This is a genomic window from Psychrobacter piscatorii, assembly GCF_904846415.1.
GTDB classification, from domain to species: domain Bacteria; phylum Pseudomonadota; class Gammaproteobacteria; order Pseudomonadales; family Moraxellaceae; genus Psychrobacter; species Psychrobacter piscatorii.
In genome coordinates this window covers 1-1024 of sequence record NZ_CAJHAR010000085.1, presented here as the reverse complement: position 1 = coordinate 1024, position 1024 = coordinate 1, and the positions used below count along the sequence as shown (strand labels likewise).

The 1024-nt window shown below is 45.1% G+C and carries 1 protein-coding gene; it reads left to right on the top strand.

The features are described 5' to 3' along the window. Positions 1 to 104: 104 nt before the first annotated feature. The coding region (locus tag JMX83_RS14925) for an IS30 family transposase (RefSeq protein WP_201603374.1) at positions 105 to 1024 on the top strand (920 nt) is incomplete at its 3' end.

Sequence of the window (1024 nt, the reverse complement as noted above, 5' to 3'; positions counted from 1 at the left end):
CTTAGATTAACACATGAAGTGCAATACCAAATGCAAGGTGAAAAAAAGACCTAGATGCGCTAGCATCAAAGTCTTTATCCACCGACCAAAGTGAGATTGCAACCATGAACTATACGCATCTAAGCCTAGGGGAACGATACCAGATTTATGCCCTTATAGGGGCAGAACATAGTATTAATTTTATAGCGCGGGCGTTAAACAGAAGTCCCAGTACCATATTAAGAGAAATCAGACGCAATAAAAGCCTGCGCGGTTACCGAGTCAATAACGCTCATAAGAAAGCTTGTGCAAGACGATCAAACAATGCGCTCAGCATCATCGCTGACGTATGGGACTGGGTCACAGACAAGCTTAAAGAGAACTGGAGTCCCCAGCAAATAGCAGGTGTTCATGGTGGACTCAGTCATATGAGCATTTATCGCTATATATGGACAAACAAGCGTAAGGGCGGCAGGTTATGGCAGTGTCTCAGACGTAAAGCCAAGCCTTATCGGCAGCGTTTAACTGCTGAGACTCGTGGTCGTATTAATGACAGAGTCTCTATCCATGAGCGCCCCTCCATCGTTGATGCGCGCACGCGGATTGGCGACTGGGAGGCGGATACCATTATCGGTCAGCATCACAAGCAAGCGATTGTCACGCTCGTTGAACGTAAAACAGGGCTGCTGAAGATGAAACGTGTGGATAATAAAACGGCACAGCAAGTATCAGAGGCAATGATAGAGCTCTTAAAGCCAGTGAGGTTGCAGGTTAAGACCATTACCTCTGACAATGGTAAAGAGTTTGCTCAGCATAAAAAGGTGAAACAAAAGCTCTTTAGCTCTTTCTTCTTTGCCGATGCTTATGCGTCATGGCAGCGAGGAACCAACGAAAATACCAACGGCTTGATCAGAGAGTATCTGCCTAAAGGCTGTGACTTTAGACAAGTCTCTGATGATGAGATGCAGGACATTGAGAACAAACTAAATAACAGACCAAGAAAACGCTTAGGGTTTAAAACGCCTATGCAGGCGTTCTATAATAT